Annotated in this window: 19 protein-coding genes; 4 read left to right on the top strand and 15 right to left on the bottom strand. The window is 39.6% G+C overall.

From position 1 onward, the window contains the following. Positions 1-155: 155 nt before the first annotated feature. Entirely contained in the window at positions 156-935 is a 780-nt protein-coding gene (locus HHO41_RS00935; protein ID WP_169094942.1) for a TerC family protein, read from the top strand. Between the two features lie 3 nt (positions 936-938). On the opposite strand, the gene HHO41_RS00930 is transcribed toward HHO41_RS00935, so the two are convergent. Next, on the bottom strand, positions 939-1,559 hold the full coding sequence (locus tag HHO41_RS00930; RefSeq protein ID WP_169094941.1) for a response regulator transcription factor: 621 nt from the start codon (positions 1,557-1,559) through the stop codon (positions 939-941). Between the two features lie 64 nt (positions 1,560-1,623). Then, on the bottom strand, positions 1,624-2,625 hold the full coding sequence (locus HHO41_RS00925) for a sensor histidine kinase (protein WP_169094940.1): 1,002 nt from the start codon (positions 2,623-2,625) through the stop codon (positions 1,624-1,626). A 226-nt stretch (positions 2,626-2,851) separates the two neighbouring features. Between HHO41_RS00925 and HHO41_RS00920 the strand changes: the two genes are divergently transcribed. After that, a complete protein-coding gene (locus HHO41_RS00920) occupies positions 2,852-3,016 on the top strand; it encodes a hypothetical protein (protein ID WP_169094939.1) in 165 nt (54 codons plus the stop codon). A gap of 551 nt (positions 3,017-3,567) precedes the next feature. Here the strand turns inward: HHO41_RS00920 and HHO41_RS00915 are convergent. The 3 genes from HHO41_RS00915 to HHO41_RS00905 all read right to left on the bottom strand — a co-directional run bounded on the left by HHO41_RS00915 (position 3,568) and on the right by HHO41_RS00905 (position 6,387). Then, on the bottom strand, positions 3,568-4,989 hold the full coding sequence (locus HHO41_RS00915) for an NAD(P)/FAD-dependent oxidoreductase (RefSeq protein ID WP_169094938.1): 1,422 nt from the start codon (positions 4,987-4,989) through the stop codon (positions 3,568-3,570). 295 nt (positions 4,990-5,284) lie between these two features. After that, positions 5,285-5,815, bottom strand: coding sequence for a chromate transporter (locus tag HHO41_RS00910; protein WP_169094937.1), 531 nt, complete (start codon positions 5,813-5,815; stop codon positions 5,285-5,287). Beyond that, positions 5,812-6,387 (bottom strand): chromate transporter, encoded by a 576-nt coding sequence (locus HHO41_RS00905; RefSeq protein ID WP_169094936.1) that lies wholly within the window; start codon positions 6,385-6,387, stop codon positions 5,812-5,814. Before HHO41_RS00905 ends, HHO41_RS00910 begins: the two co-directional genes overlap by 4 nt. 191 nt (positions 6,388-6,578) lie before the next feature. On the opposite strand from HHO41_RS00905, the gene HHO41_RS00900 reads away from it, so the two are divergent. Continuing rightward, positions 6,579-6,722, top strand: a complete 144-nt coding sequence (locus HHO41_RS00900; RefSeq protein WP_169094935.1) for a hypothetical protein — start codon at positions 6,579-6,581, stop codon at positions 6,720-6,722. 140 nt (positions 6,723-6,862) lie between these two features. Here HHO41_RS00900 and hpf read toward each other — a convergent pair whose 3' ends face one another. The 6 genes from hpf to HHO41_RS00870 all read right to left on the bottom strand — a co-directional run bounded on the left by hpf (position 6,863) and on the right by HHO41_RS00870 (position 12,226). Beyond that, positions 6,863-7,417 (bottom strand): ribosome hibernation-promoting factor, HPF/YfiA family, encoded by a 555-nt coding sequence (hpf, locus tag HHO41_RS00895; RefSeq protein WP_169094934.1) that lies wholly within the window; start codon positions 7,415-7,417, stop codon positions 6,863-6,865. A gap of 411 nt (positions 7,418-7,828) precedes the next feature. Next, positions 7,829-8,557 (bottom strand): ComF family protein, encoded by a 729-nt coding sequence (locus HHO41_RS00890; protein WP_348981201.1) that lies wholly within the window; start codon positions 8,555-8,557, stop codon positions 7,829-7,831. A 29-nt stretch (positions 8,558-8,586) separates the two neighbouring features. Next, positions 8,587-10,035, bottom strand: coding sequence for an ATP-dependent helicase ComFA (locus HHO41_RS00885; RefSeq protein WP_481747073.1), 1,449 nt, complete (start codon positions 10,033-10,035; stop codon positions 8,587-8,589). A 93-nt stretch (positions 10,036-10,128) separates the two neighbouring features. Continuing rightward, positions 10,129-10,965, bottom strand: coding sequence for a DegV family protein (locus HHO41_RS00880; RefSeq protein WP_169094933.1), 837 nt, complete (start codon positions 10,963-10,965; stop codon positions 10,129-10,131). Positions 10,966-11,127: 162 nt separating this feature from the next. Next, positions 11,128-11,262: a sporulation histidine kinase inhibitor Sda gene (gene sda, locus HHO41_RS00875; protein ID WP_169094932.1), complete on the bottom strand. Its 135-nt coding sequence runs from the start codon at positions 11,260-11,262 to the stop codon at positions 11,128-11,130. A 268-nt stretch (positions 11,263-11,530) separates the two neighbouring features. After that, on the bottom strand, positions 11,531-12,226 hold the full coding sequence (locus HHO41_RS00870; protein ID WP_169094931.1) for a response regulator: 696 nt from the start codon (positions 12,224-12,226) through the stop codon (positions 11,531-11,533). A 479-nt stretch (positions 12,227-12,705) separates the two neighbouring features. Between HHO41_RS00870 and HHO41_RS00865 the strand changes: the two genes are divergently transcribed. Further along, a complete protein-coding gene (locus HHO41_RS00865) occupies positions 12,706-13,341 on the top strand; it encodes a YigZ family protein (protein ID WP_169094930.1) in 636 nt (211 codons plus the stop codon). A gap of 61 nt (positions 13,342-13,402) precedes the next feature. On the opposite strand, the gene HHO41_RS00860 is transcribed toward HHO41_RS00865, so the two are convergent. From HHO41_RS00860 to rfbC, 4 genes are all read right to left on the bottom strand, one after another. Further along, positions 13,403-14,500 carry a glycosyltransferase family 4 protein gene (locus HHO41_RS00860; protein WP_169094929.1) on the bottom strand — a complete coding sequence of 366 codons (1,098 nt, stop codon included), beginning with the start codon at positions 14,498-14,500 and terminating at the stop codon, positions 13,403-13,405. A 401-nt stretch (positions 14,501-14,901) separates the two neighbouring features. Then, entirely contained in the window at positions 14,902-15,747 is an 846-nt protein-coding gene (gene rfbD, locus HHO41_RS00855) for a dTDP-4-dehydrorhamnose reductase (RefSeq protein ID WP_169094928.1), read from the bottom strand. Next, complete coding sequence (gene rfbB, locus HHO41_RS00850; RefSeq protein WP_169094927.1) at positions 15,747-16,769, bottom strand: dTDP-glucose 4,6-dehydratase; 1,023 nt, start codon at positions 16,767-16,769, stop codon at positions 15,747-15,749. Before rfbB ends, rfbD begins: the two co-directional genes overlap by 1 nt. A gap of 13 nt (positions 16,770-16,782) precedes the next feature. Further along, complete coding sequence (gene rfbC, locus HHO41_RS00845; RefSeq protein ID WP_169094926.1) at positions 16,783-17,343, bottom strand: dTDP-4-dehydrorhamnose 3,5-epimerase; 561 nt, start codon at positions 17,341-17,343, stop codon at positions 16,783-16,785. Positions 17,344-17,348: the final 5 nt, after the last annotated feature.

Here is a 17,348-nt window from a genome sequence, read left to right as displayed (position 1 = left end):
TTTTGGTGGATGCAGCTAATTTAGAGCACTAATCACTACCATTAGTGCCCTATTTTCATTGGATTTCTCCAAATAGGTCACTTAAGTTTCCTCGTATGAAAAATCCTGATTGAAATACACTATGGGAAACTGACGTTAACAAGGAGTGTGATTACGTGGACACTGGCTTATTACTCGAATACGGTTGGGTTTTACTTGTGCTAATCGGGCTTGAGGGGATTTTAGCTGCGGATAATGCATTAGTTATTGCCATCATGGTGAAGCATTTGCCGGAAACAACTCGAAAGAAAGCCCTGTTTTATGGGCTAGCTGGTGCTTTTGTATTCCGATTTTTATCTTTGTTCATCATTTCATATCTTGCTGATGTATGGCAGGTTCAGGCAATCGGTGCAGTTTACTTGATTTTTATTTCTGTTAATCATATTGTAAAACGTTTTGTCATGAAACAAGAAAAAGCTGAACATAACGAAAAAACTGCAAAGGAAAGCAATTTTTGGATGACTGTGTTAAAGGTTGAGTTAGCCGATTTAGCGTTTGCGGTTGATTCAATTCTTGCTGCGGTTGCCTTAGCGGTGGCTCTTCCACCCACTGGATTAGCAAATATCGGAGGTCTTGATGGTGGACAGTTCATCGTGATTTTTGCCGGTGGGGTAATTGGCCTTGTGATAATGCGCTTTGCTGCAACATTTTTTACCAAGCTGCTGCAAACACGACCTGGACTGGAGACAGCTGCGTTTTTGATAGTAGGTTGGGTTGGAGTTAAACTCGCCGTCTATACTTTGGCGCACCCAGACATTGGGGTTCTCGCTGAAAGTTTCCCGAAAAATCCAGCCTGGAAATTGAGCTTTTGGATCGTATTGCTGCTGATTGCGATTGGCGGTTGGTTTATGTCTGCAGGAAAAAATCATCATCCTCCAGCACTCGAAGGGCACTAATGGTTAATACATCTCCAGCATTTGATGTTTTTCGGCATATTCGAGCCATTCGTGTTTGTTGGTGGTTCCAAGCTTCTTACTGATACTTCTGCGATGGTTTTCTACCGTGCGAATGCTAATATTCATTGTTTGCGCTATATTTTTTTGGGTATAGCCCTTTAGCGTTAAAATGAATGTCTCCTGTTCGCGCGGTGAGAACGGTGTTTCCCATACTTCCCCTTCAACATCACTTTCCCAGACTTGCTCGTTAGCCACCTTTTTACCGCGTAGAACTTGATCAATCGACTTAATAATCGCATCACTTTTAAGATTTTTTACAAGAAAGCCGTCTGCACCCAAGTCAAAGGCTTTCTTTTGATAAGCGATTTCGTCGTACATTGAAAAAACAATAATCTTTCCCTTTGGCACAAGCTTTCTTAGCTCCGGCAGTGCCGAAAAGCCATCAAGTCCATTTGGCATCGATAGGTCAACAAGAACTAGGTCAACTGGAAAATTGGTGGCCTTTTGAATCGCTTCCCGACCATCTGCAGCAAATAGAATCGACTCAATCGGAAAGGCATCTTTTAATAATAGAGACATTCCATCACGGACAATTTCATGATCATCAACAATTAATGCGTTCATGGTGCAACCCCTCCCCACCTAAATCATAGAAAATGGTAAAGAATCTATCGTTATTTTTAAAAGCTTAGTTAGCTAGCATAATGTAGCCCTCAACACGGTTTGCCCCATCCTCATTGCTAATCCACTTAATGTCCCCGTTAAGCATGTTTACTCTTTCTTTCATATGCTTAACTCCTAATCCGGTTCCGTTCAGACGTTCAAGGTCGAATGGGGTTCCATTATTTGAAATTTGGAAATAAATCTCTTTATCAACTTTATAAATATCGATGATAATTGCAGTTGCTTTGCCGTGTCGCACTGCGTTGTTTACCGCCTCTTGGATGATTCGATACAGATGTAAGCCTTCATCATGTTCAAACTTCAGTTCATTCGGCAAATGCATATTTAATGCAAGCTGAATGTTGTATAAATGACGCCAATCTTCAGCTGAAGATTGTAATGCTGATTCCAATCCCAAATTGTCGTAAAGCTGAGGCCGCAGTTCCTTTGTTAGTCGTTTCAGACATTGCAAGGTATCTTCCATCACCACATTCATTTTCTCCAAACGAGTTGAGTATTCAGGACTGTTTACATGCCGCTTAATTCCGTCAAGTCCTAAGTATATGCTATAGACACTTTGACCAATGTGATCGTGAAGCTCTCTGGCAATCCGCTTTCGTTCACTTTCCTGGGCGAGCATCGTCTCGTGAATCAGCAGCTCCTGGGTTTTAACCTTCTCCTGCTGGTTCATTTGACTTGGATTCCGAATAATTAATACTCTGTATATTTCGTCTTCTATTTTGATTTTATTCATCGACATTTCAAAATCCGTTTCTGAATCGACGTAATTAGGAATATGAGATCGGAAGCTGGGCAAAGCATGGTCATTGGCCAGAATACAGCGTTCTTCATGGTCTGATACCTCACGAAGCTGGCAATAACTGCAATACGGAACAGGCTCCCCAACCTTCCAGCCCGTAATCTGGTTTGCTTTATGATTTATGTAAAAAATAGTACGGAATTCATCCATGATGACAATTCCTTCAGCAAATTCCTCAACAACCTTTTTAAAATGCTCTTCCTTCATATTGAACACCATCCTAAAAAGACATTTAATACTACGATGACCCAACTACGTCACATTTTATTCACAACTTCAATAAAACACTTCTTGCATAGGGGGAATCACCCATGGGGATTTTTTCGCTAACCATTAAAATGATTATTAAAGTTGAACCCGGCCATTCAACTTTAATATACACCTAAACCATCGGCCTTGCGAAAAATAACTATTTATTTATGGAGGGATATGAATGAGTGAGGTATGGTTGCTAAGCAGATTACAATTTGCTATCACAGTCCTTTCCCACTTCTTATTTGTACCATTTTTCCCAGAAGAACATCTCAATATATTATTAGTTAGTAACAATTTTGATGGCTTTTCTTTGAAAAGTGTTACCAATACCCCTTATTGGTGACACTTTCGTTTTCTTTTTCTGAAGAATTGTTACCAATAGCCTCTATTGGTGACAGTTTCAGTTGCTTTTCCTTGATTTGTGTTACCAATAACCGTTCCAACTGACATCTTATGGATAAAACTAGACTTGGCATAACGGATCATAATATTACCGAGTTAGCTTAATGCCCTTTTCTTTTGCGTTTTTAAAAAATAGATATCTAATCTCCGTGTTAGTGCCCTATTTTACATATCTAAAAAAGGATTAGGTTACTAATGTACATTTTAGTACCCTCTTTTCCTTCCCATCCATAAAAACAGGTAACTTACGCACCCTTGATCAACAGACAAAAAACAGAGAGACTCGCTTTTTGAGTCTCTCTTCATATCTCACTCTTAGTGTTTTGGTGGAAATAGTGCTGTTTTTGCGATTTTTATATTTAAGAAAACAAATCGCAGGAATTGATAGCTATAGCATCTTCGCACAAACAGGGTCCGTTTTGTTGGTTTCATTTCTCTACATAATTCCATTTGCTTTCACCTCTCCTATACTGTAAAAGGGTTTCACGACGCTTATTCAGGGATCACACTCCAACCAGGGTTACCTTTCATTTTATAAATGAACATAGTGTGCAGTGAGCGCTTAATCCAAGCACCAGCAAGACCTACTTCCATATCGGTAATTTTCAAATCGCGACCCGTTTCCGGATATCGCTCATAGTCCGGTACGACTGGGTACATCACGATGGATGCCGCGGAACCGTTCACTACTGATTTGCCAATTGAAGCAATACACGCACCCGGCATTGCCGCCATTGATTCATGATGCGATGGTTGTTTGCCCTTGATCATATCAACAATATTTAACGCTGCAATCTTACCGATGACACCAGACGCCATGCCTGTACGTGGTGTTGTTGCCGTAATGACAGTACCATTTTTCGTAACATGCGGCTTCGAGACAGTCCCCGGTGTCGCAAAAGCGATTCCTGCTGCAAAGACATTTTCATAGACTGGAGATTGATAGGTTGATGGCCAATCAGAGGCCTTCAAGTCATCCCATTTCTTACCGTATACGCCATCGACTAATGTAAAGCCACCAGGGTTCGTCATTTTAGCTGAAATGTCATTGCCATCACGATCAATATATTTAATTTTTGTACCAAGGAATTGCGGAATTAACATCGCAAAGTCGAATTCTGTTTCACCAAACTCACCTTCATAATTTTCCCAATGTACCTTACCCTTCTCTACCTTCCTAACCGCCGTTTGCACCTGATAATAGATTTCTTGCTCAGAAAACAGCGATTTCATGAACGCTTCTGATTGCATAATATAACCGTATTTAGAGGCTTGAAGTCCGCCTACACCAAGGTCACCTAATTTCGGTTCATTGGAAATCCACATGATTTTTGCCTTATCGCGTAAGACACGCTTTTTAAGGTCATTGTGGATATTAGTAATGTATTCAAGTGCAGCCCCTTGACATGTAGCTTGTCCATGTCCCGTTCCGATTAGGAGCTTTACGTGCTCGCCTTGTTCCATCCGCTTCACTTGTTCTAGATACGCATCACGTGCCATTTTTGCATGATGAATATTACAGATGGAATGCGAATTGCCTGCATCAGGACCAAGCCCTTCTGTTCCTTCAAAATTAAGATGAGGACCTGTAGCATTGATTAAATAATCATAGATGACCTTTTTCTTTTCGCCATCCTTTGATTCAACTAATACGTATTGTTCATCAGGGTGAATTTCACGAGCCCATGCTTGAATAAAATGAATATGATGTTTCTTTAATACGGGTTCAAGCTCGAACATTGTTTTATCCGGATCCATTGCCCCAATCCCAACCCAAACTAATGATGGAATATAAGTAAATCTAGGCCATGGGTTGATCACTGTAATATCATGCTCACGTCCTAGTTCCTTTCGTAAGTAAAGTGCAGCTGTTTGTCCAGAGAATCCTGCTCCGATTACAACTACATTTGCCATTGTAATTTCCCCCTTCTCCATATACCACAACGGGTATACAAACGAGCAAAAATTTTTATTTTGACTAGCAATCATTTATCTGTATCTAGTTCCAAGATACCACGTTTTTATTAATATAAAAGTGGTTACGGCGGAAATAGGGTTTAACCCCTAAATGAAAGTTGAGTATTGAAAAAGTAGTGAAGAAATATTGAATGTTTTGTTAAATATGTTGTTTCGTCATGTTCCTGCGCGAAATTTATAAAAAAACGTCAGCCATATAGGGCTGACGTAAATTTGGTTTATTTTGATAAAATCAAGATAAAAACACAGCACCATATACTAATGCTCCAGCGATAACAAGAGCAGGATGGACCTTCATTTTTTCCATTAACACAAAGCTCACGACCGCAAGAAACAGTGTTTGAATCCACCCAGAGTGATCATATGCGGAGAAAAACATTTCGTACGTCATAATTCCTAATAAAACAGCGATAACGGGACGGACAAACATTGTCATCCTTTTAACTTGCGGAGAGTTTTTGAATTTCATTAATAAGCTGAGCAGGGCAATCATCAAGATAAGCGATGGCGCTACTGTGGCAATAATAGCAACAATTGAGCCAAGTACCCCTGCAACATCATATCCAATATACCCCGCCATTTTCGTGGCAATTGGACCTGGCAATGAATTTCCTAACGCAAGCACTTCGCTGAATTCGTTAACGGTCAACCAATGATTGCGATCAACCACCTCAGTCTCAATCAACGGTATCGATGCGGGGCCGCCGCCATAACCGAGGATTCCTGGCAGAAAAAATGCCCAAAATAGACGAATGTAGATCATTTACTGTGCACCTTCTTTACCGTTTCACTTGGGTTTTTTTTAGACCTATAAACCAGGGCTCCAAGTAATAGGGCAAAAATAATGATAGCCGGGTGTAGCCCAATCACCTGCAGCAGAATGGTACTGACGATAATAAAACCTAACGTCCAACCCCAGCCCAGCTTTGACTGTGAGGATTTTTTAACAAAATCCCAAGTTAGCGTTCCGAGCATGACAGCAACGACTGGCACAACCGCCTGCGACATGCCACTGACCCAGGGGCGATCCTTATAGGCATTGAGGACCGTTAATAATAAAATCATTAAAATAATGCTTGGTACAACTGTTGCAATGATGGCAATTATCATGCCAAGTTTGCCGCCAACACGGTAGCCGATATAGCCTGCCATTTTCGTGTTAATCGGGCCAGGCAACGCATTTCCAAGTGCCAAGACATCGCTGAATTCATCTGAACTCATCCATTTGTAGCGTTCGACAACTTCCTTATGTACAAGTGGAATTGAGGAAGGTCCTCCTCCATATCCAAGTATTCCCACTCTAAAAAAAGCAAAAAATATGTCTGCCTGCTTCATTGTCTATCGAACGTCCCTTCTTTTCCTTGGCGGGAATTTTACCGCATGCTTCTTTAACAGTATATTACTAAAGGATACCATTATTATTATAATGACAAACGGCTTAGATAACCATGACGATTTCGTATTAATTGGTGGATATTACAGTTACGGTGCGGGCCTAATAGTTTATCCGCCATGAAGTGCGTCAAATGGTTTATCCGACGTTTATTGTTATTTATCCGACGATTGGGCCCGTTTATCCGACGATTATGGGAGTTTATCCGCCAAATATGGCTATTTATCCGACGAATTTGGCCATTTATCCGCTTTTCGACAATATACGACAACTTTGAAAGGATGCTAACGTGATTATTGTTCCGTATATAGTAGCTGCTGTTAATAACATGCATAACATGCATAACATGAATTGCCTTAACACAAAAAAACACAGCCCTCAACAATATGAGGGCTGTGTCCTTCTGCAAAACTTATATTATTGGGCTTCGATTAACCCATAACGACCGTCTTTACGCTTGTAAACAACGTTTGTATTATGAGTATCAGCATTTGTAAATACATAGAAGCTGTGTCCTAATAGATTCATTTGGAGAATCGCTTCTTCGCTATCCATTGGCTTTAGGTCGAAATGCTTTGTTCGAACTACTTCTAAATCTTGATCGTCTTCATCAACTGGAACTTCTTTGTTTTCGTCAAGAACGTTGAACATAGTAGTTAATCCAGCTTTTTCCCTGAATTTTCTGTTAACTTTTGTTTTATGCTTGCGAATTTGACGTTCCAATTTATCTGCAATTAAGTCGATTGCTGCATACATATCTTCGTTTGCTTCTTCAGCGCGTAAGACTAATTGAGTCATTGGGATAGTTACTTCTACTTTAGACTTCTTGTCGCTATATACCTTGAGGTTAACATGCACTTGAGCATTTGGTGTCTCTGTAAAATAACGCTCCAATTTTCCAATTTTCTTCTCTACATACTCTCTTATCGCTGGAGTAACCTCAATGTTTTCACCACGAATGTTGTAGTTCATAAGTAACTCCTCCTTTTGTTAATGGCATAGCTTATGATTAGAGTATACAACTTGTCTATTAGACCTGCCAACTTTTAACTCGAATCATTTTCTATGCTTTGTGATTTTGACTATGTATACTATTTCTATTTTGCCCTGGTTAAATCCTTCCGAAACCATGTAAAATTGTGTCTAATTTTCGAACGCCTCCCTTTTGGAAAATTTTTTCAAAGCAGTAACCGGAAATCCTGATTTTTCGCTTTTAAAATGAGGTCGTAATTCATTTTACAACCGTAAAATGGAAATTACGGAGTTCAAGCACCTGTTATTTTTTGGGAAATACTTCTAACCTTCCCTATTTTATGTTTTCAAGAGTGTGATTTATGTTCTTTTTTTATATAAGCAAGCTACAAATCACACATCTAAGAAAACTTACCCTCTGGCCAAGGTGAGCGAAGATATCGAAGCAGCTCCAGCCTCTTTTAAAACTTTCGCAGCGTGACGCAAGGTTGAACCGGTCGTGTAAATGTCATCTACAAGCAGGATGTTTTGATTTTTCACGTCCACATCAACATGATTTAACGAGAAAACCTGGTCAAGGTGGATCCGCTCCCACCGTGATTTTTTCGATTGTTTTTCTGCGTGGAGCCGAGTTAATAGGCAGGTTGGAGTAAAGCCAGATTCCTTAATTAACGCTTCTGCTTGGTTAAAACCTCGTTCATAGAGGCGCTCCTCACTTAACGGTATGGGCACGAAAAGGTTGGGCTTAAGTTCTGTCAGCTTTCTTTTTAAAAATAATGAAAAGGCGTGGACGATCACATAATCACCGCGAAATTTAAACCTGGCCAACGTTTCTTTCAAAAAGTCATTGTAGTGAAAGATGGATGTATTGCGTTCAAGCAAGCCAGACCATTCGGGGGTCTCCTCCCAGCGAATACAATCGAAGCAAAGCTCTCCAGTCTTATATAAATATTCCCCATTTTCAAAGGAACGACCACAAATTCTGCAGGTTTCACCGGTAATTTCTTCAAACTTTTCTTGGCAGGTTTGGCAAATAGGCGTGGCAGCTTCCACGGAAAATAACTGAACCCAACCGATTTGATGAGATATTTCGTCATGACAAATCGCGCAGCGAGGATTGTGGAACAACGTTTTCATCATTATGAGCTCCTTTCATAACGAACGACGAGCTAGTCCAACAAACCAAGCTGCTTCGCCTCGTTATTCATTTGGACTATCTGCTTTCTTGCCTGAACCATTGCGTTTGTTTTACCAAAATGAAAAAAAGTAATGGTACCACTTGGATGTTTTGCCTTCCTTCCAACACGTCCAGCTATTTGTACTAGCGCGCTTTCAGTGAAAATTTGATCCTCAGCTCCCAAAACTGCAACATCTAGATTCGAGAACGTTACTCCACGCTCAAGGATAGTTGTAGTCACAAGCAAGGTTATTTCATGGTTTCGCATTCTCATGACCTTTTCCTTCCGCTCAGAATCCTCGGCATGAACGGTTTCGATTTTTCCTGAAGGGAATGCTGCCCGAAGAATGGGTAGAAGAACCTGAAGCAGTTCAATTTTAGGCGCAAACAGCAGAATTTGCTTATCGGATGAAATACGCCTTTCAAGCCATTGAATTACGTTTTTAGGAAGACGCTTGTTTTTAGTAAGCATTTTATTCCAGTTACCACACCACTGAAATTCTGGGACTGGCAAAGGATGACGGTGATAGCGGGCGGGGATTTTCACATGGCTTAACTTGCCTTGTCGGCACCGTTTCTGCCACTGTTGATTTGGAGTTGCGGTTAAGTAAACAAGCGCTGAGTTGGGCTTTCTAGCCTGCCTGACAGCATATTGCAAAGCATCGTCTGCGGTATAGGGGAAAGCATCTACCTCATCAACAATGATACAGTCAAAAGCTTGATAGAAACGGAGCAGCTGATGAGTGGTCGCGATGGTGAGCGGGGCGAGCAAATGTCGGTCAGGACTTCCGCCATAAAGTGATGCAACGCTAATCGTCGGAAAAGCTTGTTTAAGTCGTGGCGTCAGTTCGAGGACGACATCTGTTCTTGGTGTGGCTATGCAGACTCTAAGTCCATTTACTAATGCTTGATTGATTCCCTCAAAGAGCACCTCCGTTTTTCCAGCGCCACAGACCGCCCAGACCAATATTTCGGTTTGCTTTAGAAGCGCGGCCGCAACAGCCGAAGATGCCTGTTTCTGGCCTAGAGAGAGCGTACCTGACCAGGAAAGCAGCGATTTGGCATCAATCCCCTCTTGATTAATCAGAATGGGCACAGGCCCTTTCCAGCTCAGTAATTGAGTACAGGAGCTGATACGCCCCATCATTATGCACTTGCGGCAATATGTGCAGGTTTGGCCACAGCGGGCACATGGAAAGACCCCAAACCATGAAGAGTCTTGATTTCCACAGCGGACGCACTGCACTGAGCCTCGATTTGTGACAAGTCCATTTCTGGATGTAATAAAACCGTTATCAATATGCTGTTGAATTTCAAATTGTGTGAAAGGTAAATCATCAAATAGAAGTTGTTTTCCGAAGGTCATGTTTTGAAGGTCTGGATTGAAGGAAAAATTGTGGCCAGAGACAGGAGAAGCATGAACAACATCAAAAGGCTGCAACGAAACCTCACCTCATTCAATTTTTATCTCTTATAATTTAACGCGGTAAAGCAGCGGGGGACTGTCCCCCACCACTGTACTGCGGTAAAGCGTTTATTTTTTGTACCAGCCCATGCCCATTGCGCCTTCGCCGAGATGGGTTCCGATGACAGCCCCAAAGTAGCTAATCGTGAATTCAACATTTGGGAATTGCTCTGCTAATTCATCTCGCCAGGCAAGTGCATCACCTTCACGGTTTGCGTGGATAATAGCCGCTTCGTATTGCCCACTATTTGAAACAGATTCCCGTAATAATTCCTCAATTCGCTTCATCGCCCGCTTCTTTGTTCTGATTTTTTCAAACGGAACAATTTGCTTATCCACAAAATGCAATAGTGGCTTAACTTGCAGAAGGCTACCAATTAGAGCTTGTGCGCTTGAAAGACGTCCGCCCCGCTGCAGGTGCGATAGGTCGTCGACCATAAAATAGGCTCGTACATCTTTCTTCATTTCATCCAATCGTTGTACGATTTGCGCTGGATCCTTACCTTCAAGCGCCATTTTAGCGGCCTCAATCACGTAAAAGCCCTGAACCATGCAGCTAACCTCTGAATCAAATGGATAAACCTTAACATCGACCATTGTTCCTGCAGTGACAGCACCTTGATATGTGCCGCTAATTCCACTGGAAAGATGGATGCAAACAACCGCATCATAGTCCTTTGAAAGTGCTTCAAACAGCTCGACAAATTCACCAATAGGCGGTTGGGATGTTGTGGGGAGTTCACGGTCTTTCACCATGCTATAAAAATCTGTTGCACCGAGCTCCTTTTCTTCCTGATAAACCTCGTTACCAAAAATTACATTTAATGAAATCATATTTATTTTTAATTGTTCTTGGACCGCTTTTGGTATATATGCTGTACTATCCGTAACGATTGCAGTTCTCATTTATCTGCTTACCATCCTTATATCTTTTTCTTCTAACTTTATGTCTATTGTCCATTTTATATGATAACCTATGAAAATGCATTTTTAAGGTGTGTCCTATTTTCAGCAAAATAAAAACGCTGTATCACTACAGCGTAATTGTCAAAGTTATATAGAATTTGCTTATCCCCTTACAAGCCCTCTTAGCTTGATTTCAGCAAAAATCGTTTCAATAAATTGTTTTTCTAGATTATATTTTTGTGCTTTAAAATAAACTTCTAGCAAATCTTGGTCTGATAGTAACCTGAGCGATGACATGGCCAATTCACTCCATTCATGAAGATATACTATATTTTCACAAATTAGCGAAATATAGTAAACAAACGGAGTGTTGATGTCATAATATTTTCAACGTTCTGTGAATATTTTCGCAATATCATAATTTCTATGACGAAATCGCTTGATATTTTAAAAATCCTGCTTTGATTTTTATTTTATCATAATATTCTTGTGGTAATAACGGGACTTTAGTACTGTTTAATAGCAATATGAAAAAGTGAGTCCCATTTTTCTAGCAATAGTATTCTTACCTTACCTCAACCCAACCGTTCTTTATGGCGACAACTACAGCTTGAGTACGGTCATTCACATTCATTTTTTGTAAAATATTACTAACATGGTTTTTAACTGTTTTTTCACTTATAAACAAAGCTTCGCCAATACCCCGATTGCTTTTCCCATCAGTCAACAGTTGCAGAACTTCACATTCTCGACGAGTTAATAGATGCAAAGGACGTCTAATCTCAACTGATGAAAAAGCATGCGGACTCACGTCTCGAGGTTCAACACTCGCTGCTACTAAGCGACGATATTCATTGACCAAGTTATGAGTAACCTTTGGATGTAGATAGCTTCCCCCTGCTACGACAACCTTCACAGCCTCAATCAGCATCTCAGCATCCATTTCCTTTAATAAATAACCACTTGCGCCAGCTTTTAATGCGGTCATAATGGTTTTCTCATCTTCTTGATAAGAAAGGATAATAATCTTTGCATCTGGATACTTATCAATAATCAGTTTGGTAGCTTTTATCCCGTTGATATTCGGCATATTAATATCCATGATTACTACATCGGGCTTATATGTATCAATTAAGGTAAGGGCATCTTGTCCATCCTGGCCTTCACCTACAACTTTAAAAATTGGTTCAAACTCCAGGATTCGTTTTACCCCTTCTCTAAACAACTGATGGTCATCAACAATTACAATATTTGTTGTCATTCTCCTCGCCCCCTTATCGCGATTTTTCTTGTAAAGTTTTAGGATCTATTCGCAGTTCCTGATCCGATTTGGGAGTTTTCTACCTCGCCCGTTAACTCATTGTCTTCTTCAAAATTTTTAAATCAAATCTGCTTATTGAAAAAGAAATTTTTACACGCTTGTTATATTGTTCGAAATAGTTATAGGTCTTTTTGAGGGTAAAAACAAAAAAACTATCAACATAACTGGTTTACAACAATTCTCCCATTCCATCTGCTAAAATAAAGAAGTTTAACTATCGAAATATTCCTAAAATTTACCTATTCAGAATGTTTCAATTATAACACAAAACACTTTCTTATTAGGTCAAATTTTATTACAATCATCTAGGAAGAAACTGTCTTTTTATTGGATTTCCCATCAATTTCACTCGGCTTTTGTCATCCGCTGATGATTTTTGATGAAATTTCTTTGGAATCACATAGATTGGAGGGGTGGAAATGCTACCTCATTACTATACAGTGAAGGGCGAAGGCGAACATGAAATCGTTATTCAAAAATCACGCTTCATCGCTCATGTTACAAGGGCCGAAACCGAAGAACAAGCCCAGGAATTTATCCAACGCATCAAAAAACAAAATTGGAATGCCACACACAACTGCTCTGCCTATCTCATTGGCGAGCATGACCAAATCCAAAAGGCTAACGATGACGGTGAGCCTAGCGGTACAGCAGGAGTCCCTATTTTAGAAGTATTAAAAAAACGCAAACTAAAGGACACTGTAGTCGTTATTACCCGATATTTCGGAGGGATTAAGCTTGGGGCAGGCGGTTTGATTCGCGCATACGGAAAAGCCACCTCAGAAGGTCTTGACGCAACCGGCATCGTCGAACGAAAGCTCATGCGCATCATGCATACAACAGTTGACTACACATGGCTGGGCAAGCTTGAGAATGAACTAAGGTCTTCCATTTACGAAATTAAGGAAATTCACTACCTTGAGAAAGTGGAAATTGAGACTTATGTTGAGGAAGGACAAACGCAAAGCTTTGTTGACTGGATGGTGGAGTTAACGAATGGGCAAGCGGAAATACGTGAAGGGGAATTGCTTTATCAAGAAATCAGTATTACTTAAGTGATTGCAGTTGTAACTCACAATAAAGGGCTAATTCATCATGATGAATTAGCCCTTTTATTTATTTATCCCGCATATTAACTGGTCTAAGACCTCTTAATAATTTTAATAGTGGTTTGTAATCTTCACGAACAAGACCGATTTTTTCAACGAAGAGTTCAATAATTACTATAATCGTCAAAAGGATTAAAACCGAGCCACGAATAGTTGCTTGTGAAAAGATAAATGCAGCAAGTCCAAAAATGGCACTCATTGCGTAAATCAATAGAACTGTTTGTCGGTGTGAATAACCAGCACGAAGTAAGCAGTGATGCAAATGGGATTTGTCAGGTGCAGTTAACGGTTGCTTATTCACAAAACGTCTGATAATCGCAAAGAATGTATCAGAAATTGGTACACCTAAGATGATTACCGGAATAATCAAAGAGATAAATGTAACGTTTTTAAAGCCTAACAGCGATAATACACTTATTAAGAACCCTAGAAACAATGCACCGGTGTCACCCATAAATATCTTCGCTGGATGGAAGTTATATAATAGAAAACCAAGTGTTGATACAGCTGCAATTAAGGCAATAATGACCACATATGGGTTGCCCATCACATACGCCATACCAGCTATAGTAAGTAAAGCAATCGTAGAAACCCCTGCTGCCAAGCCATCTAAACCATCGATTAAGTTAATTGCATTAGTAATACCAACAATCCAAACCATTGTAATAGGGATACTTAACATTCCAAAATCTAATTGTCCGCCACCAAATGGTAAGTTAATAAATTCAACCCGAATATCACCAAGAAATACGACCAAAAAGGAAGCAAGAATTTGCCCAAATAATTTTACTTTTGGAGAAATTTCCTTTGCATCGTCTACTGCACCAGTAATAATGATGATTAAACTTCCCAAAAATATAGCTAAATTAAGATGTTGACTTGCGTTAGGTATTGGTAGTAAAAATTTAGGATCAGGCTGAATAATAGCTAGACCTATAATAAAACTTATATAAATAGCCAACCCGCCCAGGCGTGGCATGATTTTTAGATGAACTTTCCGTTGATTGGGCTTATCAGTCGCGCCAATTTTAAATGCTAATTTTTTTACTAACGGTGTGAGGAAGATCGAAGCTAAAAAACACAAGACCAAAGTAATATACAACATTAAGGACCCTCCATACTTTTATCATTACCTTATTTTTTTAAATCATAATGGTAATTATTTATAAAATCTTAATTTTTTTCTAATTAATTTTTTTACCACATTGCAAATTTCGATAAAATACTCCTAATGGATTATAGCATAGACTATTCAGCAATGAAACTATTATTTAATCAGTAATTTGTTAGATTACGATATTTAATAAATGCAATATCACTGTAATAATTGTTAATAAATTGTTATGTATACATCGTCATTTTCTACGTAAACATCATTATTTTAGACGCTAGTTTTTGATTAATGTTTCATTCCTTAGCGGAAAATATGTGTACATTTTTTGAACATCAGCTACAAAAAAGGGATATGGTTGAAGTTATCATCAACTTCAACCATATCCCTTTAAATTATCCATTTAGTTCAACTAAATAAGCTGAAAGCGCTTCTTTCCAATCACGTAATGGCGTTAAACCTTGTTCTACATTTTTCTTTTTACTAAGCACCGAATAGCTAGGTCTTGCTGCCGGGCGTGGGAACTGGTCAGTTGTTAACGGATTAACCTTAACATTCATTCCAGCCTGTTTAAAGATTTCCTCTGCAAATTCATACCACGAACAAACGCCCTCGTTTGAGGCATGGTAAATTCCGTATTTCTCGGATTGTACTAGCTCAATGATAAACGCAGCCAAATCAACAGTGTAAGTTGGTGAACCAACTTGATCCGCAACAACTCCAACTTCGCCACGTTCTTCACCGAGGCGAAGCATCGTTTTAACGAAATTATGACCATTAATCCCATATACCCAAGCTGTACGAACGATAAAGAACTCATTTAAGCTTTGCTGAACGAATTCTTCTCCAGCCAGCTTTGTTTTCCCATATACCCCTAGAGGGTCTGTTTCTTGCTCAGGTTCATATGGCTCAGTTGCGGTTCCGTTGAACACATAATCGGTACTTACATAAACCAATTTTGCGCCAACCTTAGCAGCTGCTTGCGCCAAATATTTTGCCCCTAAAGCGTTAACTTTATAGGCCGTCTCTTCATCTTCCTCTGCTTTATCAACATTGGTATACGCAGCTGAATGGATGATAGCATCAGGTTTAACCTCTTCAATGAATGCGTGGACTGCAACCTCATCAGTAATATCTAATTCATTCCGTCCAGTAGCAAATACTTCATGATTTCCAGCAACCAATTGTTTTGCAAGGTCATATCCAAGCTGACCTTGTACTCCTGTTACAACTACTTTCATTATTTAACCTCTAATCTGTCACCATATTGAGATTTGAAATAATCCTGATACTCACCAGAAATGATGTTCTCCCACCATTCCTTATTATCTAAATACCACTGAATTGTTTGTTGGATTCCTGTTTCAAATGTATATTTAGGTGTCCAGCCTAGTTCTGTACGAAGTTTCGTAGCATCAATTGCATAACGGCGATCATGGCCTGGACGATCCTTAACAAACTTGATTAATGACTCTGGTTTATCCAATGTCTTTAAAATTGTTTTCACGATTTCAATATTAGTGCGTTCGTTATTACCGCCAACATTGTAAACTTCACCATCTCGACCATTATGTAAAACGAGGTCGATTGCTTGGCAGTGATCTTCAACGTGTAACCAATCGCGAACGTTTAATCCATCACCGTAAACAGGAAGCTCTTTATCGTTTAAAGCATTAATAATCATTAATGGAATAAGCTTCTCTGGGAAATGGAACGGTCCATAGTTGTTAGAGCAACGTGTGATATTAACTGGCAAACCGAAAGTTTCATTATACGCACGAACAAGCAAGTCAGCACCAGCTTTACTTGCACTATATGGGCTGTTCGCAGCTAACGGAGTCTCTTCAGTAAAATAGCCTGTTTCACCAAGTGTCCCGTATACTTCATCCGTAGATACTTGTAAATATTTTTTCACACCAATCGTTTTTGCAGCATCTAATAACGCCAATGTTCCTTGAATATTTGTTTGAACAAAGATTCCTGGATCAGTAATACTTCTATCAACATGTGATTCAGCCGCGAAGTTGATTACATAGTCAAATTTTTCAGTCTCGAATAATTGACCCACAAATTCACGGTCTGCAATATCACCACGTACGAACTTATAATTCGGAGCATTTTCAATGTCTTTTAAGTTTTCTAAATTCCCGGCATATGTTAACAAATCAAGGTTAACGATATTATAGTTAGGATATTTATTTACCATGTAACGAACAAAATTACTGCCGATAAAACCGGCACCGCCTGTTATTAGCAATTTCATAAGTTGTTGCCTCCTATTCCTCAAACACAAAATTTAGATGAGTTGCTTCTGCCAATGTTGGATGTTTTGTATCCTTTTCCGAAAGGATAGGATTCGTTGTTGGCCAATCAATTCCTAATGCTGGGTCGTTCCAAAGAATACCGCCATCATGTTCTGGTGAGTAGTACTCATCCACTTTATAGGCAACTGTTGTATCAGGTACCAATGTACAGAAGCCATGTGCAAAGCCTTTTGGAACTAGTAATTGACGCTTGTTATGTTCAGATAAGATTACGCCAACCCACTCGCCGTATGTAGGTGAACCTTTACGAATATCCACAGCCACATCATAGATTGCCCCTGTTACGCAGCGAACTACCTTCGTTTGTGCTTTCGGATTTAATTGGAAGTGTAAGCCCCGTAATGTTCCAACCGGTGCAGACAGGGATTGATTATCTTGTATAAAGTCGAAATGCAATCCTAGTTTTTCAAACATTTCCTTATTATAGCTTTCCATGAAATAACCGCGATGGTCACCAAAAACTTTAGGCTCTAAGATTTTTACTCCTGACAACTTTGTTTCAATAACGTTCATTTGCT

The sequence above is a fragment of the Bacillus sp. DNRA2 genome (genome assembly GCF_012843265.1).
GTDB lineage: Bacteria > Bacillota > Bacilli > Bacillales > Cytobacillaceae > Bacillus_BU.
Note: the sequence above shows the minus strand (reverse complement) of the source record. Positions and strands in the feature narration are given on the sequence as shown.

Excerpts from the sequence above, each read along its gene's own strand:
- HHO41_RS00930 (WP_169094941.1), bottom strand. The coding sequence starts at position 1,559 with ATGAACGCATTAATTGTTGATGATCATGAAATTGTCCGTGATGGAATG.
- HHO41_RS00925 (WP_169094940.1), bottom strand. The coding sequence starts at position 2,625 with ATGAAGGAAGAGCATTTTAAAAAGGTTGTTGAGGAATTTGCTGAAGGA.
- HHO41_RS00920 (WP_169094939.1), top strand. The coding sequence starts at position 2,852 with ATGAGTGAGGTATGGTTGCTAAGCAGATTACAATTTGCTATCACAGTC.
- HHO41_RS00915 (WP_169094938.1), bottom strand. The coding sequence starts at position 4,989 with ATGGCAAATGTAGTTGTAATCGGAGCAGGATTCTCTGGACAAACAGCT.
- HHO41_RS00910 (WP_169094937.1), bottom strand. The coding sequence starts at position 5,815 with ATGATCTACATTCGTCTATTTTGGGCATTTTTTCTGCCAGGAATCCTC.
- HHO41_RS00905 (WP_169094936.1), bottom strand. The coding sequence starts at position 6,387 with ATGAAGCAGGCAGACATATTTTTTGCTTTTTTTAGAGTGGGAATACTT.
- HHO41_RS00900 (WP_169094935.1), top strand. The coding sequence starts at position 6,579 with ATGGTTTATCCGACGTTTATTGTTATTTATCCGACGATTGGGCCCGTT.
- hpf (WP_169094934.1), bottom strand. The coding sequence starts at position 7,417 with ATGAACTACAACATTCGTGGTGAAAACATTGAGGTTACTCCAGCGATA.
- HHO41_RS00890 (WP_348981201.1), bottom strand. The coding sequence starts at position 8,557 with ATGATGAAAACGTTGTTCCACAATCCTCGCTGCGCGATTTGTCATGAC.
- HHO41_RS00880 (WP_169094933.1), bottom strand. The coding sequence starts at position 10,965 with ATGAGAACTGCAATCGTTACGGATAGTACAGCATATATACCAAAAGCG.
- sda (WP_169094932.1), bottom strand. The coding sequence starts at position 11,262 with ATGTCATCGCTCAGGTTACTATCAGACCAAGATTTGCTAGAAGTTTAT.
- HHO41_RS00870 (WP_169094931.1), bottom strand. The coding sequence starts at position 12,226 with ATGACAACAAATATTGTAATTGTTGATGACCATCAGTTGTTTAGAGAA.
- HHO41_RS00865 (WP_169094930.1), top strand. The coding sequence starts at position 12,706 with ATGCTACCTCATTACTATACAGTGAAGGGCGAAGGCGAACATGAAATC.
- HHO41_RS00860 (WP_169094929.1), bottom strand. The coding sequence starts at position 14,500 with ATGTTGTATATTACTTTGGTCTTGTGTTTTTTAGCTTCGATCTTCCTC.
- rfbD (WP_169094928.1), bottom strand. The coding sequence starts at position 15,747 with ATGAAAGTAGTTGTAACAGGAGTACAAGGTCAGCTTGGATATGACCTT.
- rfbB (WP_169094927.1), bottom strand. The coding sequence starts at position 16,769 with ATGAAATTGCTAATAACAGGCGGTGCCGGTTTTATCGGCAGTAATTTT.
- rfbC (WP_169094926.1), bottom strand. The coding sequence starts at position 17,343 with ATGAACGTTATTGAAACAAAGTTGTCAGGAGTAAAAATCTTAGAGCCT.